This window comes from Mammaliicoccus fleurettii (genome assembly GCF_002018435.1).
In the GTDB taxonomy this organism is placed as follows: domain Bacteria; phylum Bacillota; class Bacilli; order Staphylococcales; family Staphylococcaceae; genus Mammaliicoccus; species Mammaliicoccus fleurettii.
On sequence record NZ_MWJM01000001.1, the window covers coordinates 144,136 to 163,292 of the forward strand.

At 33.9% G+C, this 19,157-nt stretch carries 27 protein-coding genes; all 27 read left to right on the plus strand.

All coding sequences use genetic code 11. From position 1 onward, the window contains the following. Nucleotides 1–23: 23 nt before the first annotated feature. The 27 genes from B2G86_RS00750 (at nt 24) to B2G86_RS00875 (ending at nt 19,155) form a co-directional block, all read left to right on the plus strand. Nucleotides 24–551: a dCTP deaminase/dUTPase family protein gene (locus B2G86_RS00750; RefSeq protein WP_078356374.1), complete on the plus strand. Its 528-nt coding sequence runs from the start codon at nt 24–26 to the stop codon at nt 549–551. Between the two features lie 54 nt (nt 552–605). Further along, on the plus strand, nt 606–731 hold the full coding sequence (locus B2G86_RS13540) for a hypothetical protein (RefSeq protein WP_274534936.1): 126 nt from the start codon (nt 606–608) through the stop codon (nt 729–731). Nucleotides 732–856: 125 nt separating this feature from the next. Beyond that, a complete protein-coding gene (locus B2G86_RS00755) occupies nt 857–1,189 on the plus strand; it encodes a hypothetical protein (protein WP_078356224.1) in 333 nt (110 codons plus the stop codon). Between the two features lie 3 nt (nt 1,190–1,192). Next, nucleotides 1,193–1,393, plus strand: a complete 201-nt coding sequence (locus tag B2G86_RS00760) for a hypothetical protein (protein ID WP_078356225.1) — start codon at nt 1,193–1,195, stop codon at nt 1,391–1,393. Then, nucleotides 1,390–1,626 carry a hypothetical protein gene (locus B2G86_RS00765; RefSeq protein ID WP_078356226.1) on the plus strand — a complete coding sequence of 79 codons (237 nt, stop codon included), beginning with the start codon at nt 1,390–1,392 and terminating at the stop codon, nt 1,624–1,626. Before B2G86_RS00760 ends, B2G86_RS00765 begins: the two co-directional genes overlap by 4 nt. Beyond that, entirely contained in the window at nt 1,626–1,835 is a 210-nt protein-coding gene (locus tag B2G86_RS00770; protein ID WP_078356227.1) for a hypothetical protein, read from the plus strand. The genes B2G86_RS00765 and B2G86_RS00770 overlap by 1 nt, the downstream gene beginning before the upstream one ends. A 105-nt stretch (nt 1,836–1,940) precedes the next feature. Further along, nucleotides 1,941–2,315 (plus strand): hypothetical protein, encoded by a 375-nt coding sequence (locus B2G86_RS00775; RefSeq protein ID WP_078356228.1) that lies wholly within the window; start codon nt 1,941–1,943, stop codon nt 2,313–2,315. A gap of 18 nt (nt 2,316–2,333) precedes the next feature. Next, nucleotides 2,334–2,831: a Holliday junction resolvase RecU gene (locus B2G86_RS00780; RefSeq protein WP_078356229.1), complete on the plus strand. Its 498-nt coding sequence runs from the start codon at nt 2,334–2,336 to the stop codon at nt 2,829–2,831. Between the two features lie 23 nt (nt 2,832–2,854). Then, a complete protein-coding gene (locus B2G86_RS00785; RefSeq protein ID WP_078356230.1) occupies nt 2,855–3,292 on the plus strand; it encodes a hypothetical protein in 438 nt (145 codons plus the stop codon). Nucleotides 3,293–3,539: 247 nt separating this feature from the next. After that, nucleotides 3,540–3,725 carry a hypothetical protein gene (locus B2G86_RS00790; RefSeq protein ID WP_078356231.1) on the plus strand — a complete coding sequence of 62 codons (186 nt, stop codon included), beginning with the start codon at nt 3,540–3,542 and terminating at the stop codon, nt 3,723–3,725. 43 nt (nt 3,726–3,768) lie between these two features. Continuing rightward, the gene (locus tag B2G86_RS00795; protein WP_078356232.1) at nt 3,769–4,200 is read left to right on the plus strand and encodes a terminase small subunit; all 432 of its coding nucleotides are present in this window, start codon (nt 3,769–3,771) and stop codon (nt 4,198–4,200) included. Then, nucleotides 4,197–5,477 carry a PBSX family phage terminase large subunit gene (locus tag B2G86_RS00800; protein WP_078356233.1) on the plus strand — a complete coding sequence of 427 codons (1,281 nt, stop codon included), beginning with the start codon at nt 4,197–4,199 and terminating at the stop codon, nt 5,475–5,477. The genes B2G86_RS00795 and B2G86_RS00800 overlap by 4 nt, the downstream gene beginning before the upstream one ends. Before the next feature lie 11 nt (nt 5,478–5,488). Continuing rightward, a complete protein-coding gene (locus tag B2G86_RS00805) occupies nt 5,489–7,102 on the plus strand; it encodes a hypothetical protein (protein WP_078356234.1) in 1,614 nt (537 codons plus the stop codon). An 8-nt stretch (nt 7,103–7,110) separates the two neighbouring features. Beyond that, entirely contained in the window at nt 7,111–8,160 is a 1,050-nt protein-coding gene (locus B2G86_RS00810) for a phage minor capsid protein (RefSeq protein WP_078356235.1), read from the plus strand. A 218-nt stretch (nt 8,161–8,378) separates the two neighbouring features. Continuing rightward, a complete protein-coding gene (locus B2G86_RS00815; protein WP_158079012.1) occupies nt 8,379–8,984 on the plus strand; it encodes a phage scaffolding protein in 606 nt (201 codons plus the stop codon). Between the two features lie 3 nt (nt 8,985–8,987). Further along, nucleotides 8,988–9,359, plus strand: coding sequence for a hypothetical protein (locus B2G86_RS00820; protein WP_078356237.1), 372 nt, complete (start codon nt 8,988–8,990; stop codon nt 9,357–9,359). Nucleotides 9,360–9,399: 40 nt separating this feature from the next. Then, the gene (locus B2G86_RS00825; protein WP_078356238.1) at nt 9,400–10,437 is read left to right on the plus strand and encodes a major capsid protein; all 1,038 of its coding nucleotides are present in this window, start codon (nt 9,400–9,402) and stop codon (nt 10,435–10,437) included. A 36-nt stretch (nt 10,438–10,473) separates the two neighbouring features. After that, nucleotides 10,474–10,656: a hypothetical protein gene (locus B2G86_RS00830; protein ID WP_078356239.1), complete on the plus strand. Its 183-nt coding sequence runs from the start codon at nt 10,474–10,476 to the stop codon at nt 10,654–10,656. An 11-nt stretch (nt 10,657–10,667) separates the two neighbouring features. Continuing rightward, entirely contained in the window at nt 10,668–11,018 is a 351-nt protein-coding gene (locus tag B2G86_RS00835; RefSeq protein ID WP_078356240.1) for a hypothetical protein, read from the plus strand. After that, the gene (locus tag B2G86_RS00840) at nt 11,015–11,353 is read left to right on the plus strand and encodes a hypothetical protein (RefSeq protein WP_078356241.1); all 339 of its coding nucleotides are present in this window, start codon (nt 11,015–11,017) and stop codon (nt 11,351–11,353) included. The genes B2G86_RS00835 and B2G86_RS00840 overlap by 4 nt, the downstream gene beginning before the upstream one ends. Continuing rightward, nucleotides 11,354–11,845: an HK97 gp10 family phage protein gene (locus tag B2G86_RS00845; protein WP_078356242.1), complete on the plus strand. Its 492-nt coding sequence runs from the start codon at nt 11,354–11,356 to the stop codon at nt 11,843–11,845. Continuing rightward, on the plus strand, nt 11,846–12,256 hold the full coding sequence (locus B2G86_RS00850) for a hypothetical protein (protein ID WP_078356243.1): 411 nt from the start codon (nt 11,846–11,848) through the stop codon (nt 12,254–12,256). A 37-nt stretch (nt 12,257–12,293) separates the two neighbouring features. Next, nucleotides 12,294–12,893 carry a hypothetical protein gene (locus tag B2G86_RS00855; protein ID WP_078356244.1) on the plus strand — a complete coding sequence of 200 codons (600 nt, stop codon included), beginning with the start codon at nt 12,294–12,296 and terminating at the stop codon, nt 12,891–12,893. A gap of 70 nt (nt 12,894–12,963) precedes the next feature. Continuing rightward, nucleotides 12,964–13,524, plus strand: coding sequence for a hypothetical protein (locus tag B2G86_RS00860; protein ID WP_078356245.1), 561 nt, complete (start codon nt 12,964–12,966; stop codon nt 13,522–13,524). A 41-nt stretch (nt 13,525–13,565) separates the two neighbouring features. Further along, entirely contained in the window at nt 13,566–13,883 is a 318-nt protein-coding gene (locus B2G86_RS00865) for a hypothetical protein (protein ID WP_078356246.1), read from the plus strand. Between the two features lie 37 nt (nt 13,884–13,920). Then, nucleotides 13,921–18,306, plus strand: a complete 4,386-nt coding sequence (locus B2G86_RS00870; RefSeq protein ID WP_078356247.1) for a tape measure protein — start codon at nt 13,921–13,923, stop codon at nt 18,304–18,306. Continuing rightward, on the plus strand, nt 18,307–19,155 hold the full coding sequence (locus B2G86_RS00875) for a phage tail domain-containing protein (protein WP_078356248.1): 849 nt from the start codon (nt 18,307–18,309) through the stop codon (nt 19,153–19,155). Nucleotides 19,156–19,157 lie beyond the last annotated feature (2 nt).

Genomic DNA, 19,157 nt, shown 5'->3' on the forward strand with positions numbered 1-19,157 from the left:
GATTTAATCACATTATTTTAGGTATGGAATCATTAAACATCAAATTACTATCAGACAACGCAACAACACCAACTAGAGCATATGGTGTGAGTGCAGGATTAGATATATATGCAGCAGAAACAGTTGTGATTGAACCACAAGAGAAGATAATACTTGCTACAGACATAGCAGTTGACATTCCAGAGGGCTATGTAGGGCTATTGACTAGCAGAAGTGGTGTAAGTAGTAAAACGGATTTAGTCGTTGAAACAGGCAAAATAGACGCAGGATATAACGGACATATGAAAGTGAATATTAAGAATGATGAGCAATATATAGATAGAGGGAATTATGAAGTTGTATATTCGAAACCTTTATATGATATTGGAGACAATTTATTAAATAATCCAGAAGTTGATTATGAAATAGGTAAAACTTACAAAATCAACAAAGGGGACAAAATAGCACAGTTGGTTATCGTACCAATCGTTACACCAGAAGTAAATGTAGTGGAGGAATTTGAGAGTGAAAGTGAAAGAGGAACAAACGGATTCGGATCAAGTGGATATTAAGGGTGGCGAAAGTCACCCAGATATTTTAGAAAGAGTGAAAGAGGTGTTGAAGAAATGAATAGGCTAAAACGTTGGCAAGCTAACATAATTACAAATTTAACAGAACACACTCTATTTACAGTGTTGTTTATAGCAATGTATATAGCCTTTATTAAGACAGTGTTTGATTTATTAAAATGAGGACTAATCACATGAGAGCAATCATTGTTAATACTTTATGGATATTAATTATTTTATTAATCATTATATTGTTCGATTTGAAATTACCATATGAATATATTGAGAAGTTATGGAGGGACTAAGCAATGAAATCTATTAATATTTATTATGGAGATTCCGGCCAAGATGAGTTGGTAGCACATTCATATAATATAGATAAGCTTGATATTACACTAGAGAATGGTTCTTATATAGAGTTTATTGAACACTTCCCATCAGGTAATCCTAACCACGATATGCGGAAAGAAGCAGAATATATCGTGTGTTTATATCCCGAAGATAATATGTGTATAAAAAATGGTGTCCCAGTATTTTATGATGACCATAAATACTATGAAATACCTAAAGCTTGTTACAAAATTTATAGAGGTAAAGAGCAAAAACCTAAAATGTTACATCAATTAAGTAAGGAGGATTAACCAATGAAAATCACACCAACTCAAAATTACAGATTAAAAGGTACTGATCAAATATTTATTAAAAGTGGCATGACAAGACAATATGACACTAATGGAATATATATAACATTTATAACTTTAACCAATGTAGAAACAGATGTAGATAGCGAAGTAGAAGAAATGATATTACTAAATGCTTTTGAAGAACTGGAGACTAAACAATGAAAATATATTTATTAACATTACTAATATCGCTAATCGGACTTTACGCATATACGAAACATTACCAAAGATATGCAAGTGTGCAGGACATGATAGACCCACCGATTGATTATGAATCAGACGGAATGTTAAAACGTTATTTTATGAACGATACTATGGAAGCGCCAATCGATTATGAAGAAACAGATCAATACAAAGAATCGGAAGCGTTTTTCAGTGGAATGGGGCGTAGCTGATGAAGACATACACTCAGGAACAAGTTGATAAAATCATAACTAATGTCGTTGATGATATGCATGAGGGTTATGTAAAAATAATTAGTTTTTACGAAAGAAAAAAACAAGAGGCTACAGATGAGTACATGAAAAAACTTGTTTGTAAATCACTGATAATCGGGACGCTTACTGGTGTAATTATCGGTATATTAATAGGGATTTTATTATGATTATCGGACTAATAATATTTGTAGTTATATTCATAACTTTAATAATTATGGGAGTTAAAGAATGAAGCGATATAGTATAATTAAAAATAAAAAAGAGGTTATGAAATGTTAAGTAAAAATGCGAAGAATATTTTGAAATATTTATATAAAAAAGAAAAGAATTATAAGTCATCAGATAATAAAGGTAAAGAAACTGCCAAGGCAGATTTCGATGAATTAAAAGAATTATTACCTGACAACTCATTTATTCATTTAAATCAAACTCTTAATTATCTACTTTCTGAAAAATATATATTTAATCACATAATTAGAACGCCATACCATGTTGATGAAAAGAATATCGATATTGTAGAGTACGTTATCGGAGATAAAGGTATTGTTTATTTAAAAACTAAAAATTATAAACTGATAGCAAAAATTTTACCTTTAGCATTTTCTGCAGTAGGTTTAGTAATCTCTATTATTGCATTATTAAATTGAGGTATAGGAGTTGATTAATTGAATAGAAAACAAGCCAATCGTGGTAAGTGGTTTGAAACAGTAATAGGAAACGTTAATCGAGTGTATAAGCATAAAGGAATAGCAATTATTGATAAAGTAGCAACGCCGATAAGTTATAACACCAGAACAGGTAAAGCGCGCTATCAAGAAAAGAGTATAGTCGATTTCGTTGGCTGCGATAACAAAGGTAGGTACATAGCCTTTGACACCAAAGAAGTGAAGATAAAGAATTTGCCTTTGAAAAATGTGAGTGATCATCAAGTTAAGTATTTGACCGATACTAAGAAAATGGGTGCTAAAGCATTCTTACTCGTATTGTTTAGATTTAATGACACATGCTACAAATTAGATATTGACCAATTCAATGATTTTAAGAAGCATAACGACCGTAAGAGTATTCCAATTGAATGGTTTGAAGAACATGCCGAATTAGTGAGGAGTGGTAATGGCGTAATTTACGACTATTTACATGATGTTGACCACATCAAAAACTAAAACTAATCGGAGGAATTGAACACATGACTTATTCGACTAACAATATTTATAAGATAGAAACAAAAGATAAAGCGCTGGAACTGATTCACAATTATTATTCGAATGCTAATCAATTGTTGAAATATATTGATGAATACGGAGAAGAATTAAAAGGCGCTAACATATCACAATATGGCATTGAATCTAGTTTGCCAAAAGGTAACGATGTTAATACTACACCATTCCTTTATGAGATTAATAGAAGGGCTAAAAAAGATAGAATGTGTGAAAAGTTAGGGCAAAAAATGAGACCGGTTCAAATGGCCAAACAGTTTATTGGAGATGAAACCGAAGAACTTGTATTAGAAATGAGAATGGACGGTAAGTCATTGAAGAAAATACATGAAGTTACAGGAAAAAATAAAAGGGAACAATACAAGATATTCGATAAAATAGCAGAGGATATCATTAAATATAACTAAATGTCCCAATGATACCATTTGTACCAATTGATACCGTTTGACACGATGTTTTGTAGAAGTAAAAATATATTGTAGACTGTGGGTAGGGAAGGACGGCAACTTCAAATCAATCAAACTGGTTAAGTTTGTACGTAGCCCTACACTGACCTTGCGGTCATAGAAACATAACGCTTAATAAACGAATACTTAATTATAAATTATAGCCATCTAGTTAATGCTAGGTGGTTTTTTATATGGAGTTGAACATATGAGAGTAATGGTAGTGGTAGCAGGCACTTTAAAAGGTATTAGAAAAGTGAATAATGATTGTCACTTGATAGCAATGATTAAGAGATTAAAGAACGATGCAAATGTAAGCAAAGTATTAATTGATTATGATCCAGTTATTAAAGGTGATAAAGATTACGATATAGAAGTAGAGTTAAGGAATTAAAATAAATTAAAGTTTATTAACGTGAGAGTTGGTGGTAGATGAAATGAAACTTACTAGAAAACAACAGAGTTTTGCAGATGAATACATTAGAACTGGTAACGCTTATCAGTCGGCAGTTAATGCTGGTTATAGTCATAACTACGCTAAAGGCAATGTTGTAAAATTATTGGAAAATGTGAGTGTTAAATCTTATATTGATGCAAGACTTGAAGAATTAAAGAAAGAAACAATTGCAGAACAAGATGAGATACTACAATATTTAACATCAGTTATGAGAGGTAAGGAACAAGACGAAGAATTAATGGTCGTTCCTACTGGCGACTTTATGAGTGAAGTTGAAAGGCATGAGAAACGTGCTGATATAGTTGCTAGGACTAAAGCTGCTGAATTACTAGGTAAGCGATATGCTATGTGGACTGATAAAAAGGAAGTAGAGCATAGTGGAGATATTATTTTTGTGGATGATATCCAATGACAACTGTTAAAAATATATCTGAATTGTTACCTAAAGAATTTCATGAATCGTGGAAAGCAGCTAAAAATCCAAATGTATTGCACATAGTAGAAAAAGGTGGACGTGGTAGTGGTAAGTCGACAGATATTGCTATCATCATTATCCAAATGATTATGAGATATTCAGTTAACGCAGTCTGTATTCGTAAAGTGGATAACACAATCGAGTTATCTATATACGAACAATTAAAGTGGGCTATTAGTCATCAAGGAATATCAGATAAATTTAAGATAACGAAATCTCCAATGAGAATCACTTATCTCCCTAGAGGTAATTACATCGCCTTTAGAGGTGCTAAAGACCCAGAAAGAATTAAATCATTAAAAGATGCTAATTTCCCATTCGCTATTGGGTGGATAGAAGAACTAGCAGAGTTTAAAACTGAAGATGAAGTAAAGACTATCACAAACTCATTATTACGTGGAGAGTTAGATGATGGTCTTTTTTATAAATTCTTTTATAGTTACAACCCACCAAAGAGAAAACAGTCATGGGTTAATAAAAAGTATGAATCATCTATTCAACCTGATAATACTTTTGTACATCACAGTACATACAAAGATAACCAACATATATCTAAACAGTTTGTTGAAGAAGCAGAGGCAACTAAACAAAAAAGTGAAATGAGATATCGTTGGGAGTATTTAGGTGAAGCTATCGGTAGTGGTGTTGTTCCATTCGATAACTTACAAATTGAAACAATACCTGATGAATTATTTAACTCATTCGATAACATTCGTAACGCAGTCGATTTTGGTTATGCTACTGATCCATTAGCTTTTGTTCGTTGGCATTATGACAAAAAGAAAAATGTTATATATGCAGTTGATGAATACTATGGTCAGAAGATATCCAATAGAGAGTTGGCTAAATGGTTAACACGAAAGAAATATATGTCTGATGAGATATTCGCTGATAGTGCTGAACCTAAAAGTATTGACGAGCTTAAAAACGAACACGGAATCAAACGAATTAAAGGTGTGAAGAAAGGTCCAGACAGCGTTGAGTATGGTGAGCAATGGCTTGATGATTTAGATGCAATAATCATTGACCCTAAACGTACACCAAACATTGCAAAGGAATTCGAGAACATCGATTATGAAACAGATAAAGACGGTAATCCTAAACCTAGATTAGAAGATAAAGATAACCATACGATTGATGCTACTAGATATGCCTTTAGTGAAGACATGAAGAAGAAACCTAAGGCTATGATTTCATCAACAACAATGTGGTAAGGAGGTAGACAATGGCAGAGTTAAAATCATTCACGCAAGAAGAAATAACTGAAACACATGGCGAAATGTTTTTATATAGAGATTTATATGACGGCTTTCATTCGAAGCTATTCGATAGAGCAAAGGCTTTAATTGAACAAGGCGAAATCATCGACAGAATTGAATATGGCGATGTTAAAGCACAGAACGTTCAAACGCCTTATATCGTTGTTAACATATCTAGAATGATTGTAGATATACCAACTCTATTCATTACAAGATCAATGGGTAAGTTGCAAACAAACTATCCAATAAACGAAATAGAAGATGACGAAGATTTCAATACAGATGAACAACACATTGAGGGAACGAATGACGACACATTCAACAGTGAACTATTCGATCTGCAACAAGAAACATTAGACCAAATAGAAATCAACTCAAACTTTTCTAAGTGGCATGGAATGAACATTAAACAATGGCAAATAGACGGTGGCATTGTAGCAGTTCCAGAGTTTGTTAATGGTCAAGTTAAATTATCGTTCAAAGAACGCAATGTCTACTATGAATTAGACGATGGTAAAACGTATCAACTAAGATACATTGTCGAACGTGGAGAAGATAAATACGTTCATGTTCATGAAGAGATTGAAGGAGAAAACGAACTCATTGGTAGTCATACTGTTTATCAACAAGATGATAACGGTGACCTAACTGAAATAGACGATGAAGAAATCATTTACGATATTACAAAGTTAGAACGTGACCAACGTAATTATGTCTTAAAAGGTCGTAAGCGTACGTTATTTGTTTACCTACCTTATAGTCCGACTTTCATGGATAGATACGGTAGAAGTGTTTTAAAAGGACAAGAAGGCAAGCAAGATGAAGTGAACTGGACAATGACACGTTCATCACAAATATTCGAGCGGAATGGTAAACCTAGAATTTCTGTGTCAAAAGAAGTTATGGAAAGATTAATGCAAGTTTCAATGAATAAATATGGAGTTGATAATAAGTTCGATCATCGAGATTTAGAAGTTACGACAATTGATGAAGAAGGTCGCTCACTTGAAATACATCAAATAGATATATCTAAGATTGGCGATATTTCTTACGTGAAAGATATTATTAAGATGATGTTAATGGAAACTCAAACTAGTGAAAAAGCTATAGACTTCTTTACTTCAGAAGGTTCACAAGCTCAATCGGGTACTGCTAAGTTTTATGACTTGTTCTTATCTATCATGAAAGCTGAACAAATGAGAGATGAATATATCGAGTTCATTCAACAAGGTGTTGAGAACTGTATGTGGTTGCTTAATCAATCAAATCCAGATGTAATCATTGAGAAACCAATCATTGTTCAAAAGGATATGATGCCAGTTACTTCAAAAGAAACATCAACTTTGAATAATCAAAGTTATGCTGCTGGTACGCAATCTCTTGAACAAACTGTTCGAAATAACAATCCAGATAAATCAGAGGAATGGATTATGGAAGAAGTCGAAAAGATTGAAGCTGAACGAACATCACAAGATAGCACGTCGTTGTTAAGAGGTAACATGACAGGATTAAACTTCAATGATAATAAAGACGAAGAGGAGATAGATCCAGTTGAAGAAGAACTTAAAGAGTTGGAGTAGGTGATTAAATGAAGTTAGAACAAATTAAACCTACCGTTGAGTTTTTACAGAATGAGATATTAAAGTTAATTCAGAATGTTGATTTACTAAGCGAAAAAGATAAACAGATTATGTTTAGAAACATTGAGAACTTAATCAATCAGTTTGGGACAGAAGTCATTGAGTTTGTTGAACCAGAGTTAGCAAAGGTATACGAAAACGAATTGAAGTTAGCTACTAATGAATTAAGTAAGCAAGGTATATCATTATCAAATGAACTCAACTCACAAGTACATCAAAGTGCATTAGCAAATATTACGAGTGATACAATGATGGACTTACAAGCAGCACTAAGACAAGCATTCTTTACAACAGTCACAACAATCAATCAAACACTATTAGAAGTTCAATCAGACATTTCAAGAGGTATCTTATACGGTCAAAGTCGTAGAAAGATAATTCAACGAGTGTCTGATTCTTTTGTTAAAGGTGGTATGAAATCATTTAGAACAATTGATAATAAGTTGTTACCTTTAGACTTCTATACCGAAACGGTTGTAAGAACGAAAATAAGCGCTGCTAGAACACATGCACATGTTAATCACTATTTAGCAACTGACAATGATTTGGTATACGTTACAGGCGATTTAAACACATGTAGTGAATGTGCTAAGTATCAAGACAAAGTATTCTCATTAACTGGTAAAGATACAAGATTTCCACAATTAGATGTGCGCGATGTTATTCCTGTTCATCCTAATTGTAAATGTTCAGTTAGACCTTTTGTAGCAGATTTCAAAACAGATAGTGAAATTAATAAGTACATTGCTAAAGGTAAAGACTTTAATCCTAATCTTGACCCTCGTACTAAAAAGCAAAGAGAAAGTTATGAACGTGATCAAAAATTAAAACGTAAGGCAAGACAAGAAATGAAAAACTATAACAGTATTAAAGCTATATTAGGTGATGATGCCCCTAAATCATTAGGTGCTTATCGCAGAATGAAACGTTCTAATAGTACTGGATACGTAAAGATGAAACAGAAGTTAAGAGTTGCTAGAAAAGAGTTAGCAAAATAGAAAAGTTAAACCGACAGTCGTGAGATTGCCGGTTATTTTTGTGCCTAGCTTTTTGCTAAAAATGGCAGAAAGGATATGTGATCCAAAAATATCTCATAACGGTGGTATTCCGTTTGACCTGTCGTACGTCATGAAAAGACGAGGTCGCAAGTACAAGCGTTATTGTACAAATCCTATCGATGTCGAACATCGTTAAAAAACGTAAGGAGAGAATATATATGAATAGAGAATCACTTAAAGCATTAGATTTATCAGATGAGCAAATAGAAAAAGTAATGGCTGAGAACGGTAAAGATGTGAATTATTACAAGTCGCAATTGGAAGAAAAGGAAAACTCAGTTCAATCTCTAGAATCAGAAAAAGAAACTTTATCTAAGCAGATTACAACACTTGAGAAGAAAGCTAATGATTACGACTCACTTGAAGAACAAAACAACAAACTTCAAGAAGAAATCAAAGACTACAAAATTCAAGTATCATCTAATGATTTAGATAAACAAATCTTAAAAGAAGTATCTAAAGATGCATATGAACCAGATGATATATTCTTGTTTCTTGATAGAGAAAAATTCAATCGTGATGAAGAAACAGGAGAACTTACAAACTTCCATGAGGTCATGAGTGAATTGCGTGAAGATAAGCCTTACTTGTTCAATCAAACTAACACTTCAAATGATGATGGTGGTTCAGAAGAAGATACGCCACCACCAAACAATAATTATAAGTCTGGTGGTCAAAGTGGAAATGGTAAGCAAAAGGTTGACCATTCAAAACGTGGTAAAGATTTAGCAAATGAATTATTTGGAAAACAAAAGGAGGAATAAAGAATGAATTTAAAACCAAAAGTAGTATCAGAAGATTTACAATTTCCTAGTTTCTTAAGAGATGCTAAAAATCTTGAGTGGACTGTTGGAAACATCACTTTAGATTCTTCTAAATTATCAGAAGGACAAGTAGTTAAAGGTGGTACAGCAGTATTCAAAAATACTGAATCTGGTTTATTTGAATTAGTTCAAGGTTCAACACCAGAAACAATGGCAGCTGCAGTATTAACATCACGTGATGTACAAGTACAAGATGTTCAAATGAACGAAAGTGTACCAGCAATTCGTAAAGCATCTGTATTCGAAGTATTATTAACAGGTGTAACTAACAATTTCAAAAAAGCTACGCAAGGGCGTATTACATTTGACGTGTAATAGCGTCCTATTTTTATGCAAATATAAGGAGGAATAATAAATGCCAAACATTACAGATCATTCAGATTTACAACAAGCTACATTACAATCTTTTGTTGAGAATGTAGAACCACAACGTACAAGACGTTTAGAAAGAGTATTCCCAGTTGAACAAACATTCGATATCAATGTTGTTTACGACATTATCGAAAAGACAGGAATTAAAGCAGCTTCTATAATTGGCTTTGATTCTGGAACACCATTAAGAGATAAAGGTTCAATTAAGCAAGCAATGGCGAAGTTAACAAAAATTGCACATGCTTATCACTACACAGAAGAAGAAATGTACAAATACTTAAACCCACGTTCTTCTAGTGAAGTAGATGCTTTAATCAGAAACGCTTTAATTAGTGTTGCAGATTTAAAAGAAGGTGTCGAAGAAACTAAAGAACTTATCCGTGCCGATATGGTTTATCGTGGTCGCTTTGATTACGAAAGTCCTAAAGATAACGTGAAGATTAGCTTCGATTTAGATTTAGATGAGAATGCTAAAATCACAGCTGGTGACTTCTCTCGTGATGATGTGAATCCATTAGAAGTATTACAAAAACAAGTGGATAGTTACAAAGAAAACAACCATTTAAAAGCACCTGCATATATGGTCATGACTTCTAGAACTTTATCAAAAATTAAACGTAATTCTAATGTCGTGTTAGAAATCTACGGAAAAGATACAGGTCGTCGTTTAGTTAAAGATTCTGATTTACAAGAAGCGTTTAGCGAATTAGGACTTCCTACTTTAGAAATCGAAGATGGGCACGTTACTATCGACGGTATTGAAGGAGATATTACAAAACAACTATTAGAAGATGACAAAGTGGTTATGCACGCAGACCAATTAGGTAAAACACTTATCGGTCCTGCAGCTGATAATAATTTTGCAATCGGTACTTATGTTGTATCTGTAGTTTCTCAAGATCCAGTTGGTGAGAAAACGATTGTTGGAGAAGTAGCTATGCCAGTATTACAAAACTTAAAAGGTATTTCTATTTTAACTGCAAACGCACAAGCTGACGTAGAAGAAGTTCCAGAAGGTTAATTTTGACCTTCTAAATTAAATAAGGAGGTTAAATTAATGGCTAAATTTAAAGTGCTTAAACAAGCTTATGGCAAGAAGGAAGAAAAACAATTCGAGCCAGGCGAAGAAGTTGAATTAACTGTTAAGCGAGTTCAAGAAATCGAAACAAACATTGACAAGCAAAAGAAATTTAAAGGAACAGGTCCTTATTTCGAACGTATTGAAGAACCTAGCGAGTAGGTGATGATATGTTGAATATCGAAAAGGTACTCGAATACATTGAGAAACTACCATCTAATCCTCTGTTAGATGGTATGGAAACTCATGAACTAGAACAAAATATCTTTGATTCATATGAAGATATACACTCGTTATATCCAAAAGTAGACATCACTGAACGAATGATTGTTAAACAAATGTTGTACAAACACGAAGGCGAGTCCAACGGTTACGCTATGTTGAAAAGACAAGGTGTAGAAACACAAAAAATCAATGATGCTAGTGTAACTATGTCAGACAATCTATTAGATCCATATGTGTTATTCCTAATCAACCAACAATTACAAACTAAATCAGTAGGTCATATTGGGAGATTAATATGATTATCTATAGAGATAAGGTAAACGTAGTCGTGCCAAAGGTTGATTCAAATGGTAATCAGATAAAAGATGATTATGGTAAACCAGTAACAGAAAAGATATTAACTAAAGCGCATGTAAGATATAACATTCAAAATATCTACAATGCAAACGGTGAAGAATACACTTCGGTTACTCAAGTTTACATTCCTATATCTGATGTCGTTTCTAATATCGATTTAAACGCCCGTATTGAGCATATAACACCTAAGAATACAAAAGTATTAGGACAAGTTAAAAAGCTCGAATACGGGCAAGATATTACAGGGAAACCACATTTTATTAAAGGATATATGTAGATGTCGGGGATTAAGTTCAACATTGAATGGGAAGGACTTCGAGAGTTACAACAAGAGTTTAAAACAATGAATAAACGATTTAAGAAAATTATGCTTGAAGAAATGGATAAAGTTGGAAATACATGTGAAGAATACGCTAGAGGATTAGCACCTGAAGATTCTATGGAATTAGAAAAGAGTATTCATGCTACGATGGCACGTTTAGAAGGTAGGTCATTTGTTGTTTACGTTGGAACAAACACAGAATATGCTACCTATGTTCATGAAATTAATGAACAAAATTATAGGTATGTTGCCGATAAATATGAACGTGGTGTTAAATACGAAAATTACTATAAATTAGGGCGAGGTAAAAAAACTAGAGATAAGAAAATTATTGAAGGTAAACGTCCTGGTCGTAAGTATCTTCAAAATGCCGTCATCTTAACCGACCAACATTTCGAAAAAGCAATGGAAAGAGCATTAGAACGTTTACTTGAAGGAGGTAGTTAGATGATTCAACGCGCTATTAAAAATATATTAGAGGATAGAATTCCTGACTTAGAGTGGTCAGTTGATTATCATACTGCACAATCAGAATTCGGTGTTGTTTACTATGATGGAGGTTATCCTCCAGACAGAAGTGATATGAAGTCACACTTGATGAACTATCAAGTTGAAATCAGAAGTAGTAGTTTTGATAAGACGGTTAATCGTACTTTTGACTGCTACAATGCCATTCATGGTATAACGAATACGGTTATGGAAGTTCCAATTAAAGAAGATGGAAAGCTAATCAGAACAGATAAACATTTCATTCAATACATTTATGCAGAATCGCCACCGATTAGGGTTGGCGTTATCAATGACAATATGATCTACACAATAAATTTTTTAGCACTTATTTTGCCTTATTGCGAATGAGTGCTTTTTTATTACCCAAATTTAAGGAGGAATTATAATGGCAGCAGAAAAAATTAGTTATGAATTCGGAATGGCAGACTTTGTTTTTGACGAAGGACTACCAACAGAAATGAGATTTGACGGAAAAATGTGTGAAGATGGTTCTTTATTACAAGCAGAAGGTGGAGAGGTTCAATTAGAACCAGAACTAACTGATATTAACATGGCAGATTTTGGTGACACTAACTATGACCAAGTTGTTGTTGGTTGGAATGGTACTGTTACAGTTGTTGCTGCTAAATCATCATTAGATGTAATTAGCAAAACATTAAGTGGAACAATTTCATTTGATGAAGATGGCAAAGTTGTATCAGTAACAGACGCACCAATCGGAGCATCATTACGTGCAGGCGCTAGAACATTAACGATTCACCCACGTCAAATGGGTTCAGATAAATCAGAAGATATCTTTATTCACAAAATCGCTAACTCAAGTGGTATGACTAAATCATTCGCTAATGAACAAGGTAATTATGAAATGGAATTTGCAATGTTCCCTAAAGATTGCGCAGATGCAAATAAACCAAATAACTACTTCTACATCGGACAAGATCCAGATGAATTAGGAGAAACACCAGCAGAAGTACCAGCAGGATAATAAAGGGTGGGGTTATACCTCACTCTTTTTTATTTGTTTTTTAATTTATATATCAAAGGAGAAATGACAAATGGCACTAGTAGAAATCAAAACATATGAAGGTAACAAACAGGTATCGGAGAACGTAGAAATTAAGGAAATGAATATATTCCAAATCAAAAGAGTAGCAAAAGAATTAAACAAATTAGTTAGAGATGTTAATACGAACGAACATTTAAAAAATGCGTTAGATAACTACTTTAAAAAGCGTAATGAAATCAACGAGGAAAACAGAAGACTTTATGAAGAAGCACTTGCTAACGCTAAAGATAATGAAGATAAAGTGAATGTGTTCCAATATGACGGATCAGAGGCTCTTAAACAGGTTGGCGCACAATTCTATAAAGACATATTAGGTTCGTTTGAACTTGTATTAGAGAACGCACCAGATTCACTACAAAACCTTATCTCACAAGCATCTAATATCAATGTAGATGTATTAGGTCAACAAAATGTTTATACATTCTTAGATATTGTAGATGCTGTTATTGAAGTAAATGATATTCCAAAACTTATCGAACGTTTAAAAAAGTCAAAGGATTCCTTCTCAACGGTATTGGCAGCTCTGTTTCCGAAGAAGGAACAAGCGTAAGTAATACTGATATTCAATTAGAAGAAGTTGTTATTTTCAAATTGAGTAAAGAACTCGGTGGGCGTGATGAAGTGTTAAACACGCCTTTCAATGAGTTACTAGCACATTTAATGACTCACTTTCAAAATGAAGAACGTAAGGCTGAAAAAGAACAAGCTGATTACTATATGAACTTTATCGCAATGTTAAATAGTAATCCTCAATCAAAAGAACAAATGAAGTCTGTTACTAAATTTATGAAAGAAATACAACCTAAAAAGAAAGTTGAACAATCTTCGAAACCTAATAAGAAGTATCAATGGAGCGAAAGAGTTCAAAAGAAAATTGAAGCTAGAAAACGTGCTGAACAAAATATGTAAATTAAAAAATAAATAAACAAAAGAAGGGAGGGGTCTTATGGCAACTATTAAGGAGTTGCAAGCCAAATTCACTTCCAATGCAAGCGGTATGGAATCAGCATTTACAGCAATGGCAAACAGATTAGAAGATATAGAAAAGGCATCAAGTCGTGCAGCATCTTCTATGGAAAAGAACATGTCTCGAGGCATGAATCGAGTATTTAAAACAGGGCAAGGTTTTGAAAAAGTAGGCAATACACTAGATACAATTTCAAAAAAATCAACTGAAATGGGTAGTAGCTTAACGAATAAAATTACTAAACCTGCTATGGTCGCAGGTGGTGCTTTAGCTGGAATCACAATCGGTAAAGGTTTCGGAAGATTGGTCGAAATTGATAATGCGAAAGCTAAACTAGATGGTTTAGGACACAGTGGCAAAGGTGTTCAATCAATTATGGATAACGCTTTGGAATCGGTAAAAGGTACGTCATTTGGTTTAGGTGAAGCTGCTACCACTGCATCTAGTGCAGTTGCTGCTGGAATTAAACCAGGTAAAGAACTTGTTAGATATTTAAGTCTAACAGGAGATGCTGCTGCAATAGCTGGATCTAGCATGGGAGAAATGGGTTCAATTATAAACAAAGTACAAACATCAAATAAAGCTTACAACGGAGAATTACAACAGCTATCGGAACGTGGTATACCTATTTATCAATGGGTTGCTGAAGAAGCTGGTGTAACTGCTGATGCCGTGTTCGATATGGCAAGTAAAGGTGAAATATCTAGTGAAATGTTCTTAAATGCTATCGAAACCAACATTGGTGGTGCAGCAAAGAAAATGGGGCAAAAATCATTTACTGCTGCAATGGCGAATATGTGGTCTGCGGTTGGTAGATTAGGCGCTTCATTTCTAGATGCAGGTGGTAAAGGTGGAGGTTTCTTTAGCAAGATGAAACCTTTAATGCTTGATTTAACTAATTCTATTGATGGAATGGAAGGTGCAGCTGCTAAATGGGGCGAAACACTAGGACAAGTACTAGATAAAATTGTTAATGGTATTAAAGGGATTGTTGGTTGGTACAACAGTCTTGATACTGGAACGCAAAAACTCATTAACAGTGTTATGAAATGGAGTGCGCTAACACTTATAGCAGTTGGTCCTATATTAACCATATTCGGAAAACTAACTGGTGTGATAGCAATGATATTTGGTCCATTCGGTAAGTTTCTACAGTTCATTGCTAAATTTAGTGCTGCTTCTAAAAGTGCTGAAGGTGCAATAGTTGGAATCACTAAAGTATTTCCTAAACTAGGTGCTGCACTCGGAGTGATGACTGGACCAATTGGTTGGATTACATTAGGTATTGTTGCTTTAGGCACTGCATTTGTAATTGCATATAAGAAATCAGAAACATTTAGAAATGTAGTTAATAACGTAATTGAAAATGTAAAAGTGGCATTCGGAAAGCTTAAAGACCTAGTCACGGGAGTATTTAATTTATTCAAAGGTAATGACGGTCGTGGCATGAGTATGCTATCGAGGGTTATGCCTGCTGAACAAGTTCATAAATTAATGGGTGTAGTAAGTAAAATTAAGCAAGTGTTCTTCCAAGTTGTTAATGCAGTTAAAAGTTTTGGTATGCAAATAGGACAACAACTTTCTACATTTTGGCAACAAAACGGTACGCAAATAATGAGTGCAGTTAGCAATATTGCTTCTGGAATAGGAACTGCATTTAGATTTATTTGGAGTAATATCATCAAACCAATTATGACTTTGATTTGGAACTTGATGAAATTTATCTGGCCAGCTATTAGAATGTTAATCGTTTCAGTTTGGAACAATATTAAAGGTGTTATTCAAGGCGCGCTAAATATTATACTAGGTACTATTAAAGTATTTTCTGCTTTATTCACAGGAAATTGGCGTGGCGTGTGGCAAGGTATTGTTCAAATATTAAAAGGTGCAGTAATGCTTGCGTGGAACTTAGTGCAATTATGGTTCGTTGGCAAGATGTTAAAGACTGTGGCATTAGGATTGAACTTAATACGAGGTGTAATCACTAGAGGTTGGACGTTTATTAAGAATTTCATAGGTAGAATGGCACAAGGTGCTTGGAACGCCGTACGTACCAAATTTACTGGACTTCTTAAGTCTACGCGTACAATTTTTACTAATCTATCTAAATGGTGTAGTAATTTATGGTTAGGATTGAAAAATCGTATCACTGCACTAGGTCAGTCTATCTGGACTAACATACGTAATAAGTTTAATGGATTGTCAAAATCAACGCGTGAAATATTCTCGAATTTAAGCAAATGGGCGCGTGAATTGTGGAATAATTTGAAAAACAGAATTACCACATTAGCTCAAAATATTTGGACGAACGTACGTGGTAAGTTTTCAGGAATGTCAAAAAGCGTACGTGAAACATTAGGAAAATTATTCAATAGTGCTAAGAATATATTCACAAATATTAAAAATAAAGTAACGAGTTTAGCAAATAGCGCAAGAGATAATGTCGCTAATGGCTTTAAAGCGATGTACGACAAGGGCAAATCGTGGATAGATAAATTAAAAGGGTTCTTATCTGACTCAATCAGTGGTTTTAAATCAATCGCCAGCAAGTTAGGTAAAGGAATAGCGAACAGTGCGATTAGTGGATTAAATAGTATGATTGATGGTGTGAACTGGTTATCTAAAAAAATAATGGATAAAAAGTTGATAGCTGACAAAATACCTAAATTATCTACTGGTACTGGTAGTAATGGCAATGTAAAAGCTAATGCTAAAGGTCAATTACAAGAAGATACAATTGCTATGGTTAACGACAAAGGACCTGGGAATGGCAAAGGTCGTAACGGTCATCAAGAATTAATTAGAGATAAAGACGGTTCAATGTATGCGCCTAAAGGACGTAATGTTGTCTTGCCACTTAAAAAAGGTATGGAAGTCATTAACGGTCGAGATACTCAAAGTATGTTTGGCGATATAGCTAGATTTAGTGCAGGTTCTGGTACTAAGAAACAAACAAAGAAAAAAGTTTCTGCATTTAGTCAAGGTTGGAACACTGTAAAAGCAATTGGTAAAGCTAGTACAGATGCAACAGTTAAAACTGTATCTAAAAAAGGTGGAGACCTTGCAGCCAAAGGTTCTGCTAAAGTGCTTGAAGTTTGGGACTACATTGAAAATCCAGGTAAATTAGTACAAATAGCACTTGATAAATTCGGTGTTGATTTCAGTAAAATTAAAGGTGCTTATGGTAGCTTTATGAAACATGGTTTTGCTGGACTTAAAAAAGGTTTAGTTAAAAAAGTTATGAGTTGGTTTGATGAAGCTGGTGGATATGGAAATGTTGACGGATCTAGTATCTTAAAACATGGTATCAGTTATGGTTATAGTCCAAATAAACCATTGGCTGGTTATCCACTATCAATTAACGGTGGTCGTCACTATGGTATTGATACACCTCATATTAATGAGAAAATACAAGCACCAACTGGTGGTATTGTCAGAAAACAACATGATGTTGGTGGAGGTACAGTTGCACAAATTTTAAATGGTAAGTTAGCACAATATTACTTGCATTTAAGTGATGTGTTAAAAACTGGACGTATCAAACAAGGTGACACATTCGCAAGAACTGGTAATAGTGGTTTAAACACAACAGGCGCTCACTTACACACGCAAATCGAAGAACCGGCAGCCAATGCTCTAACGAATAGAAATACGAAAGACCCAGAAGCCTTCTTAAAAAGTAAAGGTGGCAAAAAGGGTGGAAGTTGGTTAGGTACAGTTAGAACAGCATTAAAATTAGCAGGTTTACCAGTTACATCTGCATACATTAACGCTTGGTTAAAACAAATCGATACAGAATCTGGTGGTAATGCTAATGCTATCGGTGGTACTGATGGTTTAGCCGATGGTAGAGCTACAGGATTAGTACAAGTTAAACCAGGAACATTCAATGCCTATAAAGGCAAAGGAATGGGAAGTATATTAAATCCACTTCATAACCTTGTAGCTGGTATGAATTACTCAAAAGGTAGATATGGTAAAGGTGGATTATTAAGCGTTATCGGTCAAGGTCACGGGTATGCTGAAGGTGGCATTATCAATTCTCCAGAAATAGCTTGGCTTGCTGAAGGTGGATTTAGTGAATCAGTTATTAGTCACGACCCATCTATGAGAGCAAGAAGTAAAGTTCTTTATGATAGAACTGGAGAAATGTTAGGCTTCAATGAAGATGCTGAACTATTGCGTGAAGTAATTACATTGATTGATAAAACTAATCAACTTCAATCTATCAATAATAGAGATACAAATAGAATTGCTAATAAAGACTCAAACATTTATATGGATACAGATAAAGTCACAAAGAAAGTAAGTCAGAAACAAGGTTCAATATACAACAATAACGCATATGTAATAGGTGGTGGGTAAATGTATTGCGATAACTCAAAGTGGGTTAAATTAATATACAGTAATAACAGAACCGTCAATCTCATGGAGAAAGACGGTTTTGAATTTTTAGGATTTGATAAGCACGAAGTAAATGGCAATACCTATATACAAGAAATTAGTGGTGTTGACGGCGTTTTAATGGGAGCGACAACATTTGGACCATTTGAACTTAATTTACATTTTAGATACACAAGTGTAGATAGTACAGATATGGATTTATTTTGTTTTGAATTAGAAAATGAATTACAAAGCAGAGAACCTTATTACGTTGTTCACAGTAAAATGCCAGGAATCAAATATCTTGTTGCGCCAACGCCTAAAGTTGAAACTGATCCATTAACATTGCGACATAGAGATTTTTCAATTACTTTTACGTGTAACAAAGGATACTCTGAATCACTATACGAAACAAATCAATACAGCCAAACTTCTGATAAATGGCAATTTGGTAATGGGTTATTAGTCAATGATGATATTCAATATAAACACAATACAACAAGTTTTAAAATATTTAATGGTTCGTCTGATACAATCGCACCATTTCCACATCGACATAAATTAATTATTAAACTTAATTTAAATGCACCAAAAGGGTTTAAACTTATTAATCGTACAACAGGTGACGTGTTTGAATATAAAAAAGCAATCACTAAAAACAAACAACTCATAATAAATGGTTTATATCCAACAATAGATGGTAAGCGTGTAGGAATTGATACCAACCATGAATGGTTATCGCTTGCACCTGGATATAACGATATTGAAATAATCGGAACAGATATAACTGAGCCAACTGCTGAGTTTATATTCCCTTTTATTTATAGGTAGGT